Origin of the sequence: Delftia sp. HK171 (assembly GCF_001886655.1) — a bacterium.
GTDB lineage: Bacteria > Pseudomonadota > Gammaproteobacteria > Burkholderiales > Burkholderiaceae_C > Comamonas > Comamonas acidovorans.
In genome coordinates, this window is record NZ_CP018101.1 from 5,527,796 (window position 1) to 5,547,230 (window position 19,435).

Here is a 19,435-nt window from a genome sequence, read left to right on the forward strand (position 1 = left end):
GTTGCAAGCAACGCCGGCTTCTGGCAGGGGTCTGCCCGAAGCCGCCGCAGCACTTACATGTACATGCCGCCGTTGACGTGCAATTCCTGGCCGGTGACGTATCCCGCACCCGCAGATGCGAGGTAGGCCACGGCATGGGCGATATCGCTGGGCTGGCCCAGATCGCCCATGGCGATCTGCGATTTGAGCGCGTTCTTCTGCTCTTCGGGCAGCTCCGCCGTCATGTCGGTGGCAATGAAACCAGGCGCCACGCAGTTGACCGTGATGCCGCGGCTGCCCAGTTCACGGGCCAGCGCGCGCGTCATGCCGGCAACGCCGGCCTTGGCGGCTGCATAGTTGGCCTGACCGGGGTTGCCGGAGGCGCCAACGACGCTGGTGATGTTGATGATGCGGCCAAAACGCTGCTTCATCATGGGCCGAATGGCCGTACGGCTGACTCGGAAAACGGCCTTGAGATTGGTGTCGATCACCGCATCCCAGTCGTCGTCCTTCATGCGCATGGCCAGCGTGTCGCGTGTGATGCCGGCGTTGTTGACCAGCACATGCAGGCCGCCGTCATTCTTGACGATGCTGTCGATCAAGGCGTCGACGGCCGCCCCATCCGTGACATTGAGGTTCACGCCGCGGCAGCCCTCATGGGCCGACAGCGCCTGGCCGATCTTTTCCGCGCCACCGTCGGTGGTGGCCGTGCCGATCACGCGGTAGCCGCGCGCTGCCAGCTCCTGGGCAATGGCAGCACCAATGCCACGCGAGGCACCCGTCACCAGGGCAACCTGGGGCTTGTTCTGGTTGTCAGTCATGCGAGGGATTCTTTCACGTCGGCCAGCGTGGCCGGATCATAGAGGGCAGCGGCCGTCAGGTCCGCGTCAATCCGCTTGGTCAGGCCCATGAGCACCTTGCCGGGACCGCACTCGACGAGATGCACGATGCCGCGCGCCTTCATGGCCTGAACGCATTCCACCCAGCGCACCGGGCCAAAGGCCTGGCGATACAGCGCATCGCGGATGGCGTCGGCGTCTTGCTCGACCGCCACGTCGATGTTGTTGAGCACGGGAATCTGCGGCGCAGCCAGCGCCGTGGCAGCCAGCGCCGCCTTGAGCTTTTCGGCCGCAGGCTTCATCAGGCTGGAATGGAACGGCGCCGACACGGGCAACGGCAGGGCACGCTTGGCGCCTGCGGCCTTGAGGGCTTCGCAGGCCTTTTCGACAGCAGCCTTGCTGCCGGCGATCACGGTCTGCGAAGGATCGTTGAAATTGACAGCTTCGACGACTTCAGCGCCACCCAGGGCAGCCGTGACCTCGGCGCAGCCTGCGCGCACCTTGTCGGCGTCCAGACCCAGGATGGCCGCCATGGCGCCCGTGCCCACGGGCACGGCCTCCTGCATGGCTGCAGCACGCAGGCGCACCAGCGGGGCAGCCTGGGCCAGCGTCAGCACGCCCGAGGCGACCAGGGCGGAATACTCGCCCAGCGAATGGCCTGCCACGACATCGGGCAGCGCGCCGCCTTCGGCCTGCCACACGCGCCAGGCGGCCACACCGGCCACCAGCATCACGGGCTGGGTGTTGGTGGTGAGCGCCAGGGCTTCCTTCGGTCCTTGCTGGATCAGCTGGCCGATGTTTTCACCCAGCGCCTCGGACGCTTCGGCCAGCGTCTGCGCCACGACAGGATGGTCACCCCATCCGTCGAGCATGCCCACCGATTGCGAGCCCTGGCCAGGAAAGACGAATGCAAACTTCTTCATATTTTCAAAAATAAAAGCCGCGCCATGGGAGCCTGCCGACAGGCAAGCATCCCGCATCACATCTTGAGAAGCACCGCACCCCAGGTGAAGCCACCGCCCACGCCTTCCAGCAGCACGGTCTGCCCAGGCTTGACCTGGCCATTGCGCACGCCGTGGTCCAGCGCCAGCGGGATCGAGGCGGCCGAGGTATTGCCATGCTGGTCCACGGTCACCACCACCTTGTCCATGGACAGCTTGAGCTTGCGCGCCGTGCTTTGCATGATGCGGATGTTGGCCTGGTGAGGGATCAGCCAGTCGATGTCGGCATCGGTGAGCCCGGCCTTGTCCAGCGTCGCGCGGGCGGCCTTTTCCAGCACGCCAACCGCCAGCTTGAACACGGCCTGTCCATCCATCTTCAGCAGCGGATCACCGAGCACCTGTCCGCCGGACACATTGCCCGGCACGCAGAGGATGCCGACATGCTTGCCATCGGCATGCAGGTCGGACGCCAGGATCCCAGGCTGCTCGGACGCCTCCAGCACCACCGCGCCGGCGCCATCGCCGAACAGCACGCAGGTCGTGCGGTCATTGAAATCAAGAATGCGGCTGAAGACTTCGGAACCCACCACCAGCGCGCGGCTTGCGGCGCCGGACTGGATCATGGCATCGGCCACCGTGAGAGCGTAGACAAAGCCGCTGCACACAGCCTGCACGTCAAAGGCCGCGCAGCCGTTGGCGCCAAGCTTGTTCTGCAGGATGCAGGCAGTGGACGGGAAGACCATGTCGGGCGTCGAGGTGGCGACGATGATCAGGTCGATGTCCTGTGGCTGGCAGCCAGCGGCCTCCAGCGCCTTCTTCGACGCCTCCAGGGCCAGATCGCTGCTGGCCACGTCGGGCGCGGCAAAGTGACGGGCATGGATGCCAGTGCGCTCAACGATCCACTCGTTCGAGGTCTCTATGCCACGCTGGGCCAGCTCGGCTGCCAGATCGTGATTGGTGAGTCGGCGGGGTGGCAGGTAGCTGCCCGTGCCGGTGATGCGTGCGTAGCGTCTCATCTGTATTAGGGCGCCGACGGTCCCGATTCCGACTGCGCAGCCAGCAAAAGAGGCAGGGCTGCGGAGATGCGGGTACGGACACGGTCGAGCAGGTTGTTGCGGGCCGCATCATACGCGCGGTTCAGCGCGTGCTCGAAAGCCAAGGCATCGGCTGACCCATGGCTTTTGAACACCAGCCCACGAAGGCCCAGCAGCGCCGCACCGTTGTGACGCCGATGGTCCACGCGATTCATCAGCGCAGTTAACACCGGATAGGCAACGATTGCAGCCATTTTGGTGAAGATGTTGCGCTTGAACTCCTGCTTGAGGGCATTGGAGATCATGGACGCCACCCCCTCGGAAGACTTGAGGGCCACGTTGCCCACAAAGCCGTCACAGACCACGACCTGGGTCGTGCCCTTGAAGATATCGTTGCCTTCGACGTTTCCGTAGAAGTTCAGGTGACCGGCCTTGCCTGCCGCGCGCAACAGTTCGCCCGCACGCTTGATGACTTCACTGCCCTTGATCTGCTCTTCGCCGATATTGAGCAGGCCCACCGAGGGCGCCTCTTCGTTGTTCAGCGCAGACACCAGGGCCGAGCCCATGACGGCGAACTGCAGCAGATGCTCGGCCGAGCAATCCACGTTGGCACCCAGGTCCAGCACCGTGGTGGCACCACCCTTGGCATTGGGCAACTGGGGAGCGATGGCTGGGCGATCGATGCCATCCAGCGTCTTGAGCAGGTAGCGCGAGATGGCCATCAGCGCACCCGTATTCCCAGCCGACACGGCAGCAGCAGCCTGGCCATCCTTGACCTGCTGGATGGCGACGCGCATCGAGGAATCCTTCTTCCTGCGCAGCGCCACCTCGATCGGGTCATCCATGCCGACGACTTCCGAGGCCGGCACCACGCTGGCGCGCTCATGCGCAAAGCCAGCCAGCGCATCGGGCTGGCCGACCAGCAGCAGCCGGGCGTCGGAATGGGAATCGAGGAACTGGCGGCACGCCGCGAGCGTGACGCGGGGGCCGTGATCACCCCCCATGCAGTCAACGGCCAAAGTGATCATGAGCGACTGGCAAGCCTGTTGCAAGGCCTGGAAAGATAGGAGCGGCCATCAGAAAAAACAAAAGCCCGCGCTACGAAAACTGTAGCCGCGGGCTCTGCGGGAACGGTCGAAGGTCAGGCTTCGGACTTGTTCTTCAGCACTTGACGGCCGCGGTACACGCCGTTGGGGCTGATGTGGTGACGCAGGTGGGTTTCACCCGTGGTGGGTTCCACGGCGATGCCAGGCACATTCAGTGCATTGTGCGAACGGTGCATACCGCGCTTGGAGGGGGACTTCTTGTTCTGCTGAACAGCCATGATGGCTCCTGTGTATCTGAAAAGGGTTGGTAAAAAACGCGATCAGCCCATTAAAGACACGAGGGGGTTTCGCGCGAAGCCCTTGATTATAGCGCAATCGCTTTTCCCGGCCTCGACCTTTTTTCCGGGCATCTCGATCAGTCTGCGGATTTGCCCACATCCAGGCCGCGAAGGACGGCGAACGGATTGGGCTTGTCCTCGATGGCCTGCTCGAAGTCCGCGTCGCTGGACTGCAAGCTCACAGACTCGGGGCAGACGTCGTGACGCGGCACCACGGGCAGTTCCATGAGCAACTCGTCCTCTATGAGTTCGAGCAGATTGAACTCGCGGCTGAGCACCAGCAGGTCCTCATCGCTTTCATCGTCCTCGGACTCGGCCGTGGCTTCATCCGCAACAAAGCGAAAAGACCGATCAACCTGCAGGGTGATGGGCGCCAGGGCCAGGCAGCGCTGGCACACCATGGGCACGACGGCATCGGCCTGCAGATGCAGCCACACCTGACCAGGGCCGCCGGTCTGCTCGACCAGCTCGCCGTCCGCCTGCCAGTGCACCTGGCCGTGCGTATCACCGGCATCCGGCTGCGCATCCTGGGCCAGACGCGGGAAGACTGACAGTGTTGTCTGGTCCTGAAGATGGCCCTGCGATTGCGCGAAAGCGCGAACATCGAGGCGGGCCGCAGAAAATTCCTTGCTCATGCGGGCAGTGTAAGAGAATCCGGGCATGCAAGCTCCCCACCCCGCCTTAGCCCAGGCTCCCGGCCTGGCGCGTCCCCTGATCCTTGGCTCCACCTCACGCTACCGCCGCGAACTCCTGGAGCGGCTGCGGCTGCCATTCCAGACCGTCTCCCCGGAAGTCGATGAAACACCTCTGGCAGGAGAGACACCGCACGCCCTTTCCCTGCGCCTGGCCCTGGCCAAGGCCCAGGCCGTGGCTGCGCTGCACCCCGGCGCCGTTGTCATCGGCTCCGACCAGGTGCCCGAGCTCGATGGCCTGCCGCTGTCCAAGCCCGGCAACCATGAACGCGCCACCGAACAGTTGCGCCAGATGAGCGGGCGCCAGATGAATTTCCACACTGCCGTGAGCGTGGTCTGCCAGGAAACCGGCTTTTCCGAGACCGACGTGGTGACGGTTCAGGTGCGCTTTCGCGATCTCAACGATGCGGAAATCGAGCGCTACCTGCGCGCCGAGCAGCCTTATGACTGCGCAGGCAGCGCCAAGAGCGAGGGCCTGGGCATTGCCCTGCTCGACGCCATCGTCAGCGACGACCCCACGGCACTGATCGGCCTTCCGCTGATCCGCACGTGCCAGTTGCTGCGCGCCGCAGGAGCCGTGCTGCCATGAGCGACGCCATCACCAAGCCCCTGACAGGAACGCTCTACCTGGTGCCCGCTCCGCTGGACTTCGGCTGCGATGAGCAAACGCCGCTGACGCAGGTCCTGCCCGACGGGACACTGCGCACCGCTGCACGGCTGACCCACTGGATCTCCGAAAACGCCAAGAGCACACGCGCCTATCTCAAGCGCATCGACGCGCTGCATGCACTGGCCCAGCCCTTGCAGACCCAGCAGATCACCGAGCTGCCGCGCGAGGCCCACAAGAAGGGGGACCATGGCGACAAGGGTGCCGCCGTCTTTGACGCCAAGCCACTGCTCGCCCCCTTGCTGGCCGGACACGACATGGGACTGGTCAGCGAGGCCGGAATGCCCGCCGTGGCCGACCCCGGCAGCTCCATCGTGCGCGCCGCGCACGATTTGGGCATACGTGTCGTGCCGCTGATCGGACCCGTATCGCTGCTGCTGGCGCTGGCCGCCAGCGGGCTCAACGGACAGAACTATGCCTTTGTGGGCTACCTGCCCCAGGATGCCGGCGGACGGGTACAGCGCATCAAGGAGCTTGAAGCCCTGGCATTGCGCCAAGGCCAGACCCAGCAGTTCATCGAGACGCCCTACCGCAACGCCGCGCTTTGGCAAGCCCTGCTGCAGACGCTGCAACCCCATACCCGTTTGGCGTTGGCCTGCGGCCTGACGCTGGAGAGCGCCCGCATCGAAAGCCGGCTGGTGCGCGAGTGGCGCCAGCACAAGGAAGCGCCGGACAACCGCACGCCGGTGGTGTTCTCCATCGGCCGCTGAAGCCGCCCACCAGCGAAAAAGCCCGCCTTCGACAGGAAGGCGGGCTTTTTCGTCTTGGCAGACCGAGCGGGAAACCCCGCAAGAATCAGCGCAGAGCCGGGAGGCTGGAACGCAGTGCCTGCACCGCACCGCCGCCAAAGGCCGCGCCGAAACGCTTGGCCAGGCGCTCGGCCACGTTGTCGCGGCGCGTGTAATCCACCACCTCTTCCGCCTTGACCACTTCACGGGCCACATAGTCAAGACTGCCCAGCTTGTCGGCCAGGCCCATCTCCACCGCCTGCTGGCCGGTCCAGAACAGGCCGCTGAAAGTCTCGGGCGTCTCATGCAGGCGGTCACCACGGCCAGCCTTGACCACGTTGATGAACTGCGAGTGGATCTGGCCCAGCATCTTGTGGGCATGTTCGCGCTGCCCTTCGGACATGGGGCTGAACGGGTCCAGGAAACCCTTGTTCTCGCCAGCCGTCAGCAGGCGGCGTTCCACGCCAAGCTTTTCCATGGCGCCGGTGAAGCCAAAGCCATCCATGAGCACGCCGATGCTGCCCACGATGCTGGCCTTGTCCACAAAGATCTCATCGGCGGCGGCGGCAATGTAGTAGGCGGCCGAAGCGCAGGTTTCTTCCACCACGGCATACAGGGGCTTGTCGTACTTGCCCTTGAGCCGCACGATTTCGTCATTGATGATGCCGGCCTGCACAGGGCTGCCGCCCGGCGAGTTGATCAGCAGCACCACGGCGCGCGAGCCCGAATCCTCGAAGGCACTGCGCATGGCGGCCACCACGAATTCCGCGCTGGCGTCGGCACCTGCGGCGATCTCGCCCTTGACCTCGACCACGGCCGTGTGCGGGGAGGAACTGGTGGTGGTCGCCGTGTCCTTGGCAAACAGCACCCACAGCACCACGAGGATGAGCGCCGTCCACAGCAGGCGGCCAAACAGGCGCCAGCGGCGCGAGGCACGTTGCTCGTTGATGGTGGCGAAGACCAGCCTTTCCAGCACCTCCCGCTCCCAGCCGCTCGATGCCGCCGTGCGCGCATCGGCAGCCGCCGTGGCAGGCGTGGCCCGGGCCCACAGGTCCGCCCCTGGGGATGGGTGCGATGCGGAGCCAGGATTTTCCGGAGGTATGGGGGAAGTCATGTCAGAACTCGACGGGTTTCAGGTTATCGGCAGTATGCCAGTGCACCACCCCCGCGCTTTCGCTCAGGGAGATTTTCACAAGGCCGCCACGGCAGGGCCCGCCAGCGCAGGCGCCGCTGTCGGGCGCGTAGGCCGCTCCATGGGTGGCGCACAGCAGCCAGCGTCCGGTGTCATCGAAAAAGCGGTCCGGCTGGTAGTCCATCTCCATGGCCACATGGGTGCAGCGATTCAGATAGGCATGCACCTGTCCCTCGAAGCGGATGGCGAATGCGCGGCAGGCATGACCCGCGTAGACCACGTCGAAAGGCACGGCATTCGCCCCTTCCTGCAGGGCATCGCTGGCGCACAGAACGATGCGTTCAACGGTCAACGGCACACCTCACGAGCATGAATCCACGCGCTGACGCGGGCATGACGACTCAGCCATGGGCCAACAGCCACTGATGCAAATCCGCAACACTCTGCGCCACATGCAACGGCTTCAGCACGCCAAAGCCGTCGGTGGGATGCGCGCCATAGCCCACGCCCACGCTGGCACAGCCTGCATTGCGGGCCAGTTCCAGGTCGTGCGTGGTGTCGCCGATCATCAGCACCCGCGAAGGGTCCGCACCAAATTCGGCCATCAGCTCCTGCAGCATCAGCGGATTCGGCTTGCCGGCGGTCTCGTCCGCCGTGCGCGAGCTGTCGAACATGCCGCGCAACTGCGGGTCCTGCAGCGCATCATTCAGACCACGGCGGCTCTTGCCCGTGGCCACGGCCAGCAGGTGCCCTCGCTCGCGCAGCGCCGCCAGCATGGGCAGCACGCCGGCGAACAGGCTGATGTCGTCCTGGTGCTTGATGAAATGGTGGCGATAGCGGTTGCCCAGCTCGGGGTATTTTTCGGGCGGCACATCGGGCGCTGCACGCGCCAATGCGGGCATCAGCGCCATGCCGATCACATAGGACGCCGCCTCATCGCTGGGAGGCGTGCCCCCCACATCGGCCACGGCCGCCTGAATGCACTTGACGATCACCGCGGTGGAATCCGACAGCGTCCCATCCCAGTCGAAGGCAATGAGATCGAAGCGGCGCGCACGGTGCATCTCGGAAGAACCAGGATTTGTCATATCTACAAGGAGTCATAGCCAGCGTCAGCCGGCGAAACGGGCCAGTTCTTCGGGAAGCTCGGCGCGCAGCTCCACCCGCTCGCCACTGGCCGGGTGGGTGAACTGTAGCCGCCATGCGTGCAGGAACATGCGTTTGAGACCCTGTTTCTGCAGGCGTCGGTTCAGGTCGAAGTCGCCATATTTGTCATCGCCCGCAATCGGATGCCCCTGGCTGGACAGGTGCACGCGGATCTGGTGCGTGCGCCCGGTCTTGATGGTCACCTCCAGCAGGCTCATGGCCGGCAGTCCCAGCAGGGGCTGGGGCGCCAGCGTGCTGCGAACGCGCACCAGCGTGACGGAGCGCATGCCGTCAGGATCATCGGCCGTGGTCACCCGCACGCGGCGTTCGCCGTCGGCCTGCAGGTATTTGTGCAGCGGCAGATCAATCACCTTGTGGTTGGCCGGCCAGGTGCCCTGGACCAGGGCCAGGTAGGTCTTGCCGGTCTCGCGCTCGCGGAACTGGTCCTGCAGATGCGTCAGCGCCGAGCGCTTCTTGGCCACCAGCAAGATGCCGGATGTCTCGCGGTCGAGCCGATGCACCAGCTCCAGAAAACGGCTTTGCGGCCGCGCCTGGCGCAGTTGCTCGATGACACCAAAACTCACACCCGAGCCGCCATGCACGGCCACACCGGCGGGCTTGTCGATGGCGATCAGGTGCTCGTCTTCCAGCAGACTGGGGAAATCCCTGGCTGGCGCTGGCCGCTCGGCCTTTTCGGCGACTTTTTCGGAAATGCGCACGGGCGGTATGCGGACGATATCGCCGGTCGAAACGCGGGTCTCCGCACTGACGCGCCCTTTGTTGATGCGCACTTCTCCACTGCGGATGATGCGATAGACATGGGTCTTGGGAACGCCCTTGAGATGGCGTATGAGAAAGTTGTCCAACCGCTGTCCGGCCGAATCGTCATCGACTTCGATCAGCCGCACTGCGGCAGTGGCTGCGTTCAGGGAACGGTCGTCTGCCGGTTTGCCCTCTATAATGTGTTTCACCTGTGCCGAACTATTTATAAGTGGTTGATTCTCATGGAGTTTAGTCCAAACAGCCATTTCCCCGCACAGGCAGGTCGATGCCATCCGGTGTCATGCACGCGAAACAGCAGGAAAAGATGGCCTGCGAAGTTCGTCGTTGCATCGGTTGTGGCTGACGAATTGAAACACTGATACGGAATCTCAAGCTGGCAGAAGGGGTCGGACCCGGCGTCCACCGCTGCCAGCGGATCAAAAGCGAGCATGTGGATCTTTTGGGCATGGATGGTCACGCTGTGGAGCAGGAAAACGCCTGCGCCCAGGATCATTGCCGCCCCCAAGCCTCCCGCCTGCCCCGCACGTGCAGCAGCTTCGCTTGAAGCTGGACGGCGTGCCTCTCTCATCGCTCTCGTCCCCCTGCCCTTGCCCCCATTGCTGACTTGAGCCAGGTCTCAAGCATCAGGGCATCCGGCGATTCCTTTCGTTTCGACGCGTCAGTCCGGCATCTCGGCTCCCTCGCGAGCCTGTCTTTGATTACGAGTCAAAGGCGTGACGGTCTGGCAGCAGAGGCTGCACTCCGGCGCGCCCCAGAGAAAACGAATAAAGGAAACGCATCATGAAACGGATGCTCATCAACGCCACGCAGTCGGAAGAACGTCGCCTTGCCATCGTCGATGGCCAGAAGCTGCTCGACTACGAAATCGAAATCGAAGGGCGCGAGCAGCGCAAGGGCAACATCTACAAGGCCGTGGTCACGCGCGTGGAGCCCAGCCTCGAGGCCTGCTTCGTCGATTACGGCGAGGACCGCCACGGCTTCCTGCCCTTCAAGGAAATCTCCAAGCAGTATTTCGCCGAAGGCGTCTCCCCCAGCCAGGCCCGCATCAACGAAGTCATCCGCGAAGGCCAGGAACTGATCGTCCAGGTCGAGAAGGAAGAGCGCGGCAACAAGGGCGCGGCCCTGACCACCTTCATCTCGCTGGCCGGCCGCTACGTGGTGCTGATGCCCAACAACCCGCGCGGCGGTGGCGTCTCGCGCCGCATCGAGGGCGAGGACCGTGCCGAACTCAAGGAGGCGATGGACCAGCTTGAGTACCCCAAGGGCATGTCCATCATTGCGCGCACCGCCGGCATCGGCCGCACCGCGCCCGAGCTGCAGTGGGACCTGAACTACCTGCTCAAGCTGTGGAACGCCATCGACGGCGCCGCCAAGTCGGCCAAGGGCGCCTTCCTGATCTACCAGGAATCGAGCCTGGTGATCCGCGCCATCCGCGACTACTTCAACGGCGACATCGGCGACATCCTCATCGACACCGACGACATCTACGAGCAGGCGCAGCAGTTCATGCAGCACGTCATGCCCGAGCATGCCGCCCGCGTCAAGCGCTACCGTGACGACGCCCCGCTGTTCAGCCGCTTCCAGATCGAGCACCAGATCGAATCGGCCTACGCGCGCACCGTGACCCTGCCCTCGGGCGGCGCCATCGTCATCGACCACACCGAAGCGCTGGTCTCCATCGACGTGAACTCGGCCCGCGCCATCAAGGGCGGCGACATCGAGGAAACCGCCACACGCACCAACCTGGAAGCCGCCGACGAAGTCGCGCGCCAGATGCGCCTGCGTGACCTGGGCGGCCTGATCGTCATCGACTTCATCGACATGGAGGAGAGCAAGAACCGCCGCGAGGTCGAGAACCGCCTGCGCGACGCGCTGCGCCAGGACCGTGCCCGCGTGCAGTTCGGCACCATCAGCAAGTTCGGCCTCATGGAGATGAGCCGCCAGCGCCTCAAGCCGGCCCTGTCCGAAGGCGCGCACATCAACTGCCCGCGCTGCGGTGGCTCCGGCCACGTGCGTGACACGGAAAGCTCGGCGCTGCAGATCCTGCGCATCATCCAGGAAGAGTCCATGAAGGACAACACGGCCGCCGTGCACTGCCAGGTGCCCGTGGAAGTGGCCAGCTTCCTGCTCAACGAAAAGCGTGGCGAGATCACCAAGATCGAACTCAAGCAGCGCGTCAACGTGATCATGGTTCCCAACAAGTCCATGGACACGCCGCACTACAAGCTCGAGCGCCTCAAGCACGACGACGTGCGCCTGGAAAGCATGGAAGCCAGCTACAAGCTGGCCGAGGAGCTGGACGCGGAAACCACGGTGACGCGCCGCTCGCAGGAGCCCACCAACAAGCAGACGCCCATGATCAAGGGCGTGCTGCCCGACATGCCGGCCCCCATCGCCGAGCCCCGTCCCGAAGGCAGCCGCAACCGCCCGGCCAACGGCCAGCAGCGTGATGCCAAGCCTGCGGCAACCGCTGCAGCGCCCGCACCGGCCGTCGCCCCCGTCGTGGTCCGCGAGCAAGGCTTCTTTGCCTGGCTCAAGAGCCTGTTCGGCTTTAGCGCGGCACCTGCGCCGGTCGCAGCGCCCGCTCCGGCCGCCGAAGCCCCCGCTCGCGAAGCACGCCGTGATGGCCGCAACGACAACCGTGGCCGCCGCAACGAACGCAATGGTGAGCGTGGCGAGCGCTCGGAGCGCAATGGCGAGCGCGCTGGCGCCCCCAATGCCGAACGCCAGGCCGGCAACGGCGACCGCAACCGCCGCAATGCCGAGCGTGGCGAGCGCACTGAACGCGGTGAACGCCCGGAGCGTGGAGAGCGCCCGGATCGCGGCGAGCGCGGTGAGCGCGCCGACCGCGGCGAACGCCGTGGCCGTGGTGAACGCAGCCGTGACGGTGAAAGCCGCCAGCCGCTGGAAGCCGTGAACGGCGTGGCCGCTGTCGCTGCAGATGGCAGCACCATCGAGCAGCGTCCCGAGCGCGCCCCGCGTGGCGAGCGCCAGGAGCGCGGTGAAGGCCGCCGCGAACGTGGCGAGCGCGGTGAACGTGGTGAACGCGCCGAACGCAGCGAGCGCCAGCCCCGCCAGTTCGAAGTCGCTCCCGAGACCGAAGAGAACCTGGACAACCAGGCCCAGCAACAGGACCCGTCCCTGGACAACGCTGCCCCCGCCTCCGGCGAAGAGCAGCCGCGCCAGCGCCGTTCGCGCGACCGCTATGGCCGTGACCGCCGCGAGCGTGGCGATCGCGGTGACCGTGCAGAGCGCGCACCGCGCGAAGCGGAGGGCGAAGCCGTCCAGTCCTTCGAAGCCGCCGCTCCCGAGCAGGACCAGCCTGCCCGCCGCAGCTACTTCAACGCAGCCAGCCCTGCCGCCGAAGCCCAGGCTCCTGAAGCCATGGCCGAAGCGCAAGTGCCTGCGCAGCCCGCAGCAGCCGCAGCAGCCCAAGCGGTGCAGCAACCCGTCGCGGCCCCCGTGCCCGAGCAGCAGATTGCCGCTCCCGCGCCTGTGGCTGCGGTGACCCCCGCGCCGGTCGCACCCGCCCCCGTGGTGGTACCCGTGGCAGCACCTGCACCCGTGGCCGCTCCTGCCGCAGTGGCAGTCGCGCCCGCAGCAGCCAAGGCCGTTGAAGCAACCGCCGAACGCGGCCTGCCCAAGGTCCAGGCCTACCAGTTGCCCATGTCCGAGCTGCAGGCGCTGGCCGCCGCTTCGGGCCTGCAATGGGTGGGCTCCGATGCCGACAAGGTGGCGGCAGCCCAGGCAGCCATCGCCGCCGAACCGCAGCCCGAGCGCGTCGTGCGCGAGCGCCCGCCCGTGGTCGCTCTGGATGACGGCCCGCTGATCCTCGTGGAAACACGCAAGGACCTCAGCGAACTGCAGCTGCCGTTCGAGCAGCAGCCGCAGCCACAGGGCGCGGCCCAGGTCTGACCACAGACAGTGACAACACAGGGGCCCTCGCGGCCCCTGTTTGTTTCCGCCTCCGCCCTCACCTCATCTGTCTCCCCACGCCTTCCGTCCACCTCTTTCCAGGAGCTTCCGTCCCGCCATGCTGTTGCTGCTCTCCCCCGCCAAATCGCTGGACTACGACACGCCACTGCCCCCGAAACTGCCGCACACGCTGCCCGTCTTCTCCGAACAGCCGCTGGAGCTGATCGAAGTGCTGCGCCGCCAGTCGCCCCAGCAACTGTCGGAACTGATGGGTATCAGCGACAAGCTGGCCGCGCTCAACGTGGCGCGCTACGAGGCCTTCAGCCCGCGCTTCACGGCCACCAACGCCCGGCAGGCGCTGCTCGCCTTCAACGGCGATGTCTACGAGGGCCTGCAGGCACGCAGCCTGGATGCCGAGGACCTGGACTGGGCCCAGCAGCACCTGGCCATCCTCAGCGGCCTGTACGGCGTGCTGCGCCCGCTGGACCGCATGCAGCCCTACCGCCTGGAAATGGGCACGCGGCTGGAAACCGCGCATGGCAGCAACCTCTACCAGTTCTGGGGCAGCCGCATTGCCGAGCACCTGAACCAGCGCGCGGCCAAGCAGCCGGCGGGCGAGCGCGTCATCGTCAACCTGGCTTCGCAGGAATACTTCAAATCGGTAGACTTGAAGCACCTCAAGCCCCCGGTGGTGGAATGCGCATTCGAGGATTACAAGAACGGCGCCTACAAGATCATCAGCTTCCATGCCAAACGTGCGCGCGGGCTGATGGCACGATTTGCCATACAACGACGCGCTCGCAGCGCGGCTGAACTCGAAGCCTTCGATCTGGAGGGCTACGCGCTGGCGCCAGCTTCCTCGACGCCTGCGCGCCTGGTGTTCCGTCGCAAGACCGCTGACTGAGCCTCGCCGGCCACCGGCCGGCCCCGGCCTCGATGCCTTTGGAGTCCATTCACTGCGGCAAGGGCCGCACTGCACGCCATGAGCCTCAAATCCTCACCAGATTCCCAGACCACCGCGCAGGACCTGCCCGTCGGTCTCACGCCTGAACTCATGCAATGGGTGCGCGACCAGCGCGCATCCGGCATAGGGCCTGCGGCCCTGCTGCGCTCCATGCGCGACGTGGGCTGGAGCGAAGAACTGGCAAGGCGGGCGCTGGACCTGCCCGAACAGGGCGAGGTGTCGCCACCGGCCGTCGTCATCTCGGCCTCGAGCCTGCCCGAACCGGACCTTGCCCAGGACCCCAGCAGCATCGATGTCGGCGACCGCCAGGTCCAGGTGCTGGTGAGCATGCGCAACCCGCGCATCGTGGTCTTCGGCAACCTGCTCTCGCACGAGGAGTGCGACGCCATCATCGCCGCCGCGCGTCCGCGCATGGCGCGCTCGCTCACCGTGGCCACGCAAAGCGGCGGTGAAGAGATCAATGACGACCGAACCAGCAACGGCATGTTCTTCCAGCGTGGGGAAACCGGCATCGTCAGCCAGTTGGAAGAACGCATCGCCCGCCTGCTGCGCTGGCCGCTGGACCATGGCGAAGGCCTGCAGGTGCTGCACTATGGCCCGGGCGCCGAATACAAGCCCCACCACGACTACTTCGCGCCCGGCGAACCCGGCACGCCCACCATCCTCAAGCGCGGCGGCCAGCGCGTGGGCACCCTGGTCATCTACCTGAACGAGCCCGAACGGGGCGGCGCCACCATCTTTCCCGAAGTGCCGCTGCAGGTCGTGCCGCGCCGGGGCAACGCCGTCTTCTTCAGCTATGAGCGCCCCGACCCTTCCACGCGCACCCTGCACGGCGGCGCGCCCGTGCTGGCCGGCGAGAAATGGATCGCCACCAAATGGCTGCGCGAACGCGAATTCCACTGAAGAGCCAGCGAACCCGGGCGCACCGCCCCTTATTGACCTTATATGGCCGCCCATGCCTGCGGGCATGGAAATTCAGTTAGCTTCAAAGCCTGGGTCCACGCGCTCCGCGCGGACCGTCCAGGCCTGACCAGCGCCGGCACGGCCGGCCCTTTTTCCATGAACACTCCCGAACAATCCCAGCTGGGCAAAAGCTCTGCCTACATCGACCAGTACGCCCCCTCGCTGCTGTTTCCCTTGCCCCGCGCGCCCAAGCGCGAAGAAATCGGCATTCAAGGCAGCCAGATGCCCTTCTTCGGCGCCGACCTGTGGACGGCCTTCGAGCTGTCCTGGCTCAACCTGCGCGGCAAGCCGCAGGTGGCGCTCGTGCATTTCACGATTCCCTGCGAGACCCCCAATCTCATCGAAAGCAAGTCCTTCAAGCTCTACCTCAACAGCTTCAACAACACCCGCCTGGCCGACGCGGCCGAAGTCCAGGCACGCCTGCGCACCGACCTGGCCGAAGCGCTGTGGCGCGGCAGCGAGCAAAAGGGAAGCATCGGCGTGAAGATCATCGGCCTGGACCGCTTCGACCAGGAAATGGTGCAGGAGCTCGACGGCCTGCTGCTGGACCGCCTGGATGTGGAGTGCACGCAATACCAGCCCGCCCCGGAGCTGCTGCGCGCCAACCATGAAGAAGGCCCCGTCACCGAAACCCTGGTCAGCCACCTGCTCAAGAGCAACTGCCTGGTCACGGGCCAGCCCGACTGGGGCAGCGTGCAGATCCGCTACAGCGGCGCGCAGATCGACCAGGAAGGCCTGCTGCAATACCTGGTGAGTTTCCGCAACCACAACGAATTCCATGAGCAATGCGTGGAACGCATCTTCATGGACATCTGGACCCGCTGCCGCCCCCTCAAGCTCTCGGTCTACGCACGCTACACGCGCCGTGGCGGCCTGGACATCAACCCATTCCGCACCAGCCATCCTGGCGCCTTGCCGGCCAACGTGCGCTCGGCGCGGCAGTAAAAGAGGCGGCCGGCCATCCTCAAGCCGGCCGTCATTTCAAGCTTTTCACCGGCATGCCGACGCCGCAGCGGCATGCCCGCACTCCCGCCCATCGAGCCCCCCGCCCAGGCTCCTGTCGGCGGCCCGCACCTGAATTCTGAAAAATAGGAATCGTCCTGCATCGATTCAGATTGACTTTTCAGATCACCCTATTTGGGCCTATTTCGCCTCGATTTATCTGAAACGGATGGATCGTCGAAAACACGGAATTCACTAAATAGCTTGCTATTGAAATGACAGCAAAAATCTCCATCGATGCATTCAGAAACATCGTCAGGAGTTGTCTTAGAGACATGCGAGAAAAAAATTCATAGGCTTGGCGGCACAAGAAATGACTTCGGGGCGCAATGAATCGCCACCTGAAAATCAGGCATATGCAGGCGCCTTTTTCCTGCCAATGCCCCACGCAGAACTGTCCTGGCGCGCAGCGCCAAAGCGGCAGTCCACCGCCAACCTTGAGGGAGAGACCATCCATGCATCGCTTTCATTCAGCGCCTTGACGCAGTGCGCTGACGCCAAGGCCCTGTGCCTGGGCGCGGCTTATTCCCTGCACATGCGCAATTCGGAAGAACCGCCAGCCACCGCCCTGGTGCCCGCTTATTCCTGAATTGCGTTTTCCCTTTTTCCCGTTTCCGTGATGCACGGCTGCAGCCCTGCGTCCGCCTGCTTACGTCCCTACAGATTCTTCCACCAGCACAGGAGCTTTTGCATGACCACCTTCAATACCTCACTTCAATCTCGCAAGCAACGCGGCCAGGGCATGACCGAGTACATCATCATCGTGGCCCTGATTGGCGTGGCCGCCATTGCCGTCTACCAGTACTTTGGCGAAACCATCCGCGCCCAGACTTCCGGCATTGCCAATGAAGTGGCCGGCAAGTCAGCCAAGACGGCCATCCAGGCGGCAGGCACTGCAGCCGGCAAGGCCGATGGAGAGCGCAAGGAAAAAGGCCTCGACGCCTACGAGAACAAGTAAGCGGGCCTGCCCATGTCCACCATCACCACCCTGCGCGGCGGTCGAATACAGAGGCGGGACAGGCAGCGCGGGCAGGCACTGATCTACGGCATCTTTGTCCTGATCGGTGCACTGGCCTCGCTGTTCTTTCTGTTCAACACCGGCCAGCTCTCCCAGGAAAAAACCAAGCTCGTCAGCACGGCCGATGCCGTGGCCTACAGCGCCGGCGTGATGCACGCGCGGGCGATGAATTTCAAGGCCTACGGCAATCGCGCCCTGATCGCCAACGAGGTGCTGGTGGCGCAGATGGTGAGCCTGTCCTCGTGGGCGCAATACGCACAGACCCACGCGGAGAACCTGCCCACGCAGTTCCCCGAATGTGCTGACTACACCGGTTGGGGCGCATTGATCGGTGCTGCATTCCACTACAACGAGATGTACGCGATCATGTGCTACGCCACCGTGCAGTACGCGGGCCAGTACATCCGGCAGATGGCCCAGATGGTGCCGTCGCTGGCATTCGATACGGTCACAGCCGTGGAGGCCAACAAACAGGCAATACAGAAGGCGCACAACCTGCTGCACGCCCGCTCCTACCTGCAGGACATACGCAGCAGTGTGATGAAGGACGTGGCCCAGGCCAACTACGCGGGCGATGGCAGCGTAAAGGTGGAGCCCATAGGCCCCGGTGCCGCCGTAGCGCTGACCGACGACCTTGGTGGCTTCACCCAAAGCTACAGCGGCAAGGACCGAGGCCGCATGGCCAAACTGGCTGTGTATGCGGCGCATAGCGACAGATTCACCAAGGAGCGTGTCTGGACGGCCGAGGCAGAAGTGCCTGGCCCAGACGAAATCTGCATCCTCATGTGGCGCAAAAGCGAGGTGCGCCGACGCGGCGGTACCGAACTGGTCAACTACGACGAGTGGATCGCCGAAGACACCGAGTCGTTCTGGCGCGCCCAGCGAAAGGGCGGGCTCATTCCACGCTGCCGGCTCAGGGAGGAGCCCATCGCCTGGGGCGAACAGCAGGCCCACCCCGAGGATCAGGATGATTCAGGCGCATGGTTGGGAGGTGCGCGCACCAACGCAAAGGCGTCCAGCCAGGCCTCATCCAACAAGTGGCGCCAATACACCGGCCTGCCCAGCTACTACGACCTGAGCAAGCCGCAACTGACCAAGGACGACGACCCCACGTTGCGGTTCAGTGTGCGCCTGTCGCGGGCGCGCAGCGAATTGCGCACCTCCGATGGCGCCAGCGAAATAAGCGGCACGCCGGACAGCCGCATCAACGCCTATCAGAGCCAGGTCGCCAAAGGCGAAATGGTGGCCGTTGCCACGTCCGAAGTGTTCTTCGAGCGCCCTCTGGCACAGCGTCAGAACCGCTATGGCGCAAGCCAGGGTCTCCCCCTGGAGCTGCCCAGCCTGTTCAACCCGTATTGGCAGGTGCGCCTGATCCACTCCCAACCCGATGTACTTGGCCAGCAGATGCGCCAGCGAGGGCTGATCCCATGAACCTCCTGAACCGCGCCCGCTACCCAAGGCGGCAGGCAGGCCAGGCCCTGGTCGAATTCCTGGCCATGGCGGCGCCCCTGCTGGGCCTGTTCCTGCTGATGCCCATGATCGGCAAGTACCAGGACATTGCCCATGCCACCCAGATGGCCAGCCGCTATGCGGCCTTCGATGCCACGGTACACAACGACGCGGCGGGCAGCTACAAGCCGCCTGCCCAACTGGCAGCCGAGGTGCGCAGGCGCTACTTCAGCCGACCCGACGCCCCCATCAAGACGGACGATACGGCAGGCGACTTCGACGCACACCGCAATCCGCTGTGGACGGACCCCGCAGGCAATCCGCTGATCCCGCGCTTTTCAGACATTTCGGTCAGCTTTGGAGAAAGCCAGTCCACAGCGCACAGAGATGCCTTCACGGCCAGCCCAGACGGCGTACCCTTCAGCATAGTGCCTCTGGCGAACCACGGACGCATCGGGTTGAACGCCCCAGGCATCTACCGCGCCAACATCTCCGTGCCACTGGCCAACCTGCCCGCAGGCATCCAAAGCTACACCCCCTTCGACCAACTGGACCTGCGCGTCACACGCCACACCAGCGTGCTCATCGAGCCTTGGGCCTCGCGCTCCGTGGAGCAGACCATGGACCGGTTCGGCCGGCTGGCGCCGCTCAACAGCCTGTTCTCCCCGGTGGAGACGCTGCTGGATGTGGCCATACCGGTCTTCGAGTTGATGGAGGTGCCGGCCCCCAAGTTCGGACGCCTGGACAAGTGGCAGGACATTGTTCCGGCAGACAGGCTCAGGGCCGAATGATGACAACG

Annotated in this window: 21 protein-coding genes; 9 read left to right on the forward strand and 12 right to left on the reverse strand. The window is 64.9% G+C overall.

The genetic code is table 11. The annotated features are described in order from the left end of the window. Window positions 1-53: 53 nt before the first annotated feature. The 6 genes from fabG to BO996_RS24745 form a co-directional block, all read right to left on the reverse strand. A complete protein-coding gene (fabG, locus tag BO996_RS24720) occupies window positions 54-800 on the reverse strand; it encodes a 3-oxoacyl-ACP reductase FabG (protein ID WP_013800993.1) in 747 nt (248 codons plus the stop codon). After that, a complete protein-coding gene (gene fabD, locus BO996_RS24725) occupies window positions 797-1,741 on the reverse strand; it encodes an ACP S-malonyltransferase (protein WP_043796600.1) in 945 nt (314 codons plus the stop codon). The genes fabG and fabD overlap by 4 nt, the downstream gene beginning before the upstream one ends. A 56-nt stretch (window positions 1,742-1,797) precedes the next feature. Continuing rightward, entirely contained in the window at window positions 1,798-2,775 is a 978-nt protein-coding gene (locus BO996_RS24730; protein WP_013800991.1) for a beta-ketoacyl-ACP synthase III, read from the reverse strand. A 5-nt stretch (window positions 2,776-2,780) separates the two neighbouring features. Continuing rightward, entirely contained in the window at window positions 2,781-3,821 is a 1,041-nt protein-coding gene (plsX, locus tag BO996_RS24735; protein ID WP_013800990.1) for a phosphate acyltransferase PlsX, read from the reverse strand. Between the two features lie 113 nt (window positions 3,822-3,934). After that, window positions 3,935-4,117: a 50S ribosomal protein L32 gene (rpmF, locus tag BO996_RS24740; protein ID WP_012207072.1), complete on the reverse strand. Its 183-nt coding sequence runs from the start codon at window positions 4,115-4,117 to the stop codon at window positions 3,935-3,937. Between the two features lie 137 nt (window positions 4,118-4,254). Continuing rightward, a complete protein-coding gene (locus BO996_RS24745; protein WP_034396686.1) occupies window positions 4,255-4,812 on the reverse strand; it encodes a YceD family protein in 558 nt (185 codons plus the stop codon). Between the two features lie 25 nt (window positions 4,813-4,837). On the opposite strand from BO996_RS24745, the gene BO996_RS24750 reads away from it, so the two are divergent. Continuing rightward, window positions 4,838-5,458: a Maf family nucleotide pyrophosphatase gene (locus BO996_RS24750; protein WP_063328139.1), complete on the forward strand. Its 621-nt coding sequence runs from the start codon at window positions 4,838-4,840 to the stop codon at window positions 5,456-5,458. Next, the gene (locus tag BO996_RS24755) at window positions 5,455-6,246 is read left to right on the forward strand and encodes an SAM-dependent methyltransferase (protein ID WP_071956636.1); all 792 of its coding nucleotides are present in this window, start codon (window positions 5,455-5,457) and stop codon (window positions 6,244-6,246) included. Before BO996_RS24750 ends, BO996_RS24755 begins: the two co-directional genes overlap by 4 nt. An 85-nt stretch (window positions 6,247-6,331) precedes the next feature. Here BO996_RS24755 and BO996_RS24760 read toward each other — a convergent pair whose 3' ends face one another. Genes BO996_RS24760 through BO996_RS24780 form a run of 5 tightly spaced genes read right to left on the reverse strand, consistent with a single transcriptional unit; the run spans window position 6,332 to window position 9,893 of the window. Next, window positions 6,332-7,378, reverse strand: coding sequence for a S49 family peptidase (locus BO996_RS24760; protein ID WP_071956637.1), 1,047 nt, complete (start codon window positions 7,376-7,378; stop codon window positions 6,332-6,334). A gap of 1 nt (window position 7,379) precedes the next feature. Continuing rightward, window positions 7,380-7,748, reverse strand: a complete 369-nt coding sequence (locus BO996_RS24765) for a Rieske (2Fe-2S) protein (RefSeq protein ID WP_013800985.1) — start codon at window positions 7,746-7,748, stop codon at window positions 7,380-7,382. A gap of 49 nt (window positions 7,749-7,797) precedes the next feature. Beyond that, entirely contained in the window at window positions 7,798-8,484 is a 687-nt protein-coding gene (locus BO996_RS24770) for an HAD family hydrolase (protein WP_012207078.1), read from the reverse strand. 24 nt (window positions 8,485-8,508) lie between these two features. Next, window positions 8,509-9,570: an RluA family pseudouridine synthase gene (locus BO996_RS24775; RefSeq protein WP_198041304.1), complete on the reverse strand. Its 1,062-nt coding sequence runs from the start codon at window positions 9,568-9,570 to the stop codon at window positions 8,509-8,511. Beyond that, window positions 9,528-9,893, reverse strand: a complete 366-nt coding sequence (locus BO996_RS24780) for a hypothetical protein (protein ID WP_224986162.1) — start codon at window positions 9,891-9,893, stop codon at window positions 9,528-9,530. The genes BO996_RS24775 and BO996_RS24780 overlap by 43 nt, the downstream gene beginning before the upstream one ends. 212 nt (window positions 9,894-10,105) lie before the next feature. Between BO996_RS24780 and BO996_RS24785 the strand changes: the two genes are divergently transcribed. The 4 genes from BO996_RS24785 (at window position 10,106) to queF (ending at window position 16,112) form a co-directional block, all read left to right on the forward strand. Next, a complete protein-coding gene (locus BO996_RS24785; protein WP_071956638.1) occupies window positions 10,106-13,240 on the forward strand; it encodes an Rne/Rng family ribonuclease in 3,135 nt (1,044 codons plus the stop codon). 118 nt (window positions 13,241-13,358) lie between these two features. Further along, complete coding sequence (gene yaaA, locus BO996_RS24790) at window positions 13,359-14,144, forward strand: peroxide stress protein YaaA (protein WP_013800980.1); 786 nt, start codon at window positions 13,359-13,361, stop codon at window positions 14,142-14,144. A 78-nt stretch (window positions 14,145-14,222) separates the two neighbouring features. Continuing rightward, window positions 14,223-15,107 (forward strand): 2OG-Fe(II) oxygenase, encoded by an 885-nt coding sequence (locus tag BO996_RS24795; protein WP_071956639.1) that lies wholly within the window; start codon window positions 14,223-14,225, stop codon window positions 15,105-15,107. Between the two features lie 156 nt (window positions 15,108-15,263). Beyond that, window positions 15,264-16,112 (forward strand): NADPH-dependent 7-cyano-7-deazaguanine reductase QueF, encoded by an 849-nt coding sequence (gene queF, locus BO996_RS24800; RefSeq protein ID WP_071956640.1) that lies wholly within the window; start codon window positions 15,264-15,266, stop codon window positions 16,110-16,112. A gap of 178 nt (window positions 16,113-16,290) precedes the next feature. On the opposite strand, the gene BO996_RS29505 is transcribed toward queF, so the two are convergent. Beyond that, window positions 16,291-16,626 carry a hypothetical protein gene (locus BO996_RS29505; protein ID WP_198041256.1) on the reverse strand — a complete coding sequence of 112 codons (336 nt, stop codon included), beginning with the start codon at window positions 16,624-16,626 and terminating at the stop codon, window positions 16,291-16,293. Window positions 16,627-16,860: 234 nt separating this feature from the next. Here BO996_RS29505 and BO996_RS24810 point away from each other — a divergent pair, with 234 nt between their 5' ends. Genes BO996_RS24810 through BO996_RS24820 form a run of 3 tightly spaced genes read left to right on the forward strand, consistent with a single transcriptional unit; the run spans window position 16,861 to window position 19,427 of the window. Then, a complete protein-coding gene (locus tag BO996_RS24810) occupies window positions 16,861-17,127 on the forward strand; it encodes a Flp family type IVb pilin (RefSeq protein WP_071956642.1) in 267 nt (88 codons plus the stop codon). A 12-nt stretch (window positions 17,128-17,139) separates the two neighbouring features. Then, on the forward strand, window positions 17,140-18,618 hold the full coding sequence (locus BO996_RS24815) for a pilus assembly protein TadG-related protein (protein WP_071956643.1): 1,479 nt from the start codon (window positions 17,140-17,142) through the stop codon (window positions 18,616-18,618). Beyond that, window positions 18,615-19,427, forward strand: coding sequence for a TadE/TadG family type IV pilus assembly protein (locus BO996_RS24820; RefSeq protein WP_071956644.1), 813 nt, complete (start codon window positions 18,615-18,617; stop codon window positions 19,425-19,427). The genes BO996_RS24815 and BO996_RS24820 overlap by 4 nt, the downstream gene beginning before the upstream one ends. The last annotated feature ends 8 nt before the right edge of the window (window positions 19,428-19,435 follow it).

What these genes read in the sequence shown, in the direction of transcription:
- fabG (WP_013800993.1), bottom strand. Translation starts at nt 800, where the DNA reads ATGACTGACAACCAGAACAAGCCCCAGGTTGCCCTGGTGACGGGTGCC.
- fabD (WP_043796600.1), bottom strand. Translation starts at nt 1,741, where the DNA reads ATGAAGAAGTTTGCATTCGTCTTTCCTGGCCAGGGCTCGCAATCGGTG.
- BO996_RS24730 (WP_013800991.1), bottom strand. Translation starts at nt 2,775, where the DNA reads ATGAGACGCTACGCACGCATCACCGGCACGGGCAGCTACCTGCCACCC.
- plsX (WP_013800990.1), bottom strand. Translation starts at nt 3,821, where the DNA reads ATGATCACTTTGGCCGTTGACTGCATGGGGGGTGATCACGGCCCCCGC.
- rpmF (WP_012207072.1), bottom strand. Translation starts at nt 4,117, where the DNA reads ATGGCTGTTCAGCAGAACAAGAAGTCCCCCTCCAAGCGCGGTATGCAC.
- BO996_RS24745 (WP_034396686.1), bottom strand. Translation starts at nt 4,812, where the DNA reads ATGAGCAAGGAATTTTCTGCGGCCCGCCTCGATGTTCGCGCTTTCGCG.
- BO996_RS24750 (WP_063328139.1), top strand. Translation starts at nt 4,838, where the DNA reads ATGCAAGCTCCCCACCCCGCCTTAGCCCAGGCTCCCGGCCTGGCGCGT.
- BO996_RS24755 (WP_071956636.1), top strand. Translation starts at nt 5,455, where the DNA reads ATGAGCGACGCCATCACCAAGCCCCTGACAGGAACGCTCTACCTGGTG.
- BO996_RS24760 (WP_071956637.1), bottom strand. Translation starts at nt 7,378, where the DNA reads ATGACTTCCCCCATACCTCCGGAAAATCCTGGCTCCGCATCGCACCCA.
- BO996_RS24770 (WP_012207078.1), bottom strand. Translation starts at nt 8,484, where the DNA reads ATGACAAATCCTGGTTCTTCCGAGATGCACCGTGCGCGCCGCTTCGAT.
- BO996_RS24775 (WP_198041304.1), bottom strand. Translation starts at nt 9,570, where the DNA reads ATGGCTGTTTGGACTAAACTCCATGAGAATCAACCACTTATAAATAGT.
- BO996_RS24780 (WP_224986162.1), bottom strand. Translation starts at nt 9,893, where the DNA reads ATGAGAGAGGCACGCCGTCCAGCTTCAAGCGAAGCTGCTGCACGTGCG.
- BO996_RS24785 (WP_071956638.1), top strand. Translation starts at nt 10,106, where the DNA reads ATGAAACGGATGCTCATCAACGCCACGCAGTCGGAAGAACGTCGCCTT.
- yaaA (WP_013800980.1), top strand. Translation starts at nt 13,359, where the DNA reads ATGCTGTTGCTGCTCTCCCCCGCCAAATCGCTGGACTACGACACGCCA.
- BO996_RS24795 (WP_071956639.1), top strand. Translation starts at nt 14,223, where the DNA reads ATGAGCCTCAAATCCTCACCAGATTCCCAGACCACCGCGCAGGACCTG.
- queF (WP_071956640.1), top strand. Translation starts at nt 15,264, where the DNA reads ATGAACACTCCCGAACAATCCCAGCTGGGCAAAAGCTCTGCCTACATC.
- BO996_RS29505 (WP_198041256.1), bottom strand. Translation starts at nt 16,626, where the DNA reads ATGGATGGTCTCTCCCTCAAGGTTGGCGGTGGACTGCCGCTTTGGCGC.
- BO996_RS24810 (WP_071956642.1), top strand. Translation starts at nt 16,861, where the DNA reads ATGACCACCTTCAATACCTCACTTCAATCTCGCAAGCAACGCGGCCAG.
- BO996_RS24815 (WP_071956643.1), top strand. Translation starts at nt 17,140, where the DNA reads ATGTCCACCATCACCACCCTGCGCGGCGGTCGAATACAGAGGCGGGAC.
- BO996_RS24820 (WP_071956644.1), top strand. Translation starts at nt 18,615, where the DNA reads ATGAACCTCCTGAACCGCGCCCGCTACCCAAGGCGGCAGGCAGGCCAG.